At 41.2% G+C, this 544-nt stretch carries 1 protein-coding gene; it reads left to right on the top strand.

Annotated elements, in window-relative coordinates; translation table 11 throughout:
• Positions 1-10: 10 nt before the first annotated feature.
• On the top strand, positions 11-544 hold a 534-nt coding region (locus ACYQ4O_RS12955; RefSeq protein ID WP_460175871.1), incomplete at its 3' end, for an RNA-guided endonuclease InsQ/TnpB family protein.

Below are 544 nucleotides of genomic sequence, written 5' to 3'. Positions count from 1 at the left end.
AGCTCGTTTGATGAGCCAATTTGCGGGTTCCTGTCGCTATGTCTATAACAGAACTTTAGCCACAGAAAAGTCACTTTACGGCAAAGATAAAGCACATCGGTTCAACTATGTAGAGTGTGCCAACCGTATTGTTCTGTGGAAGAAAAAGCGCTCTTTTCTGAAAGACTGTCACTCTCAAGTCCTCCAACAAGCATTGAAAGATTTAGAGAAGGGATACAAGAATTTTTTTGCCAAAAGAGCGAATTTTCCAAGGTTCAAAAAGAAATTTCAGCACGATTCATTCCGATTCCCGCAGGGATTCAAAATAGATGAGGATAAACAAAGGATCTATTTGCCGAAAATCGGGACAGTCAGCTACAGAAAGAGCAGAAGCATCATTGGCAAACCAAAGAACATTACGGTATCCCGACAAGGTCAAAAGTGGTTCGTTTCCATTCAGACTGAATTTGAAATAGAGCCTAAGCGGATGATTAATTCCGAAATCGGAATTGACATGGGCGTTAAGAAGTTTGTTACTTTTTCGAACGGGACTTTCGTAGAGCCG

This window comes from Turicimonas sp. TL08, from assembly GCF_054660695.1.
The sequence above is the reverse complement of the archived record's forward strand: the minus strand, read 5'-3'. Positions and strand labels throughout refer to the sequence as shown.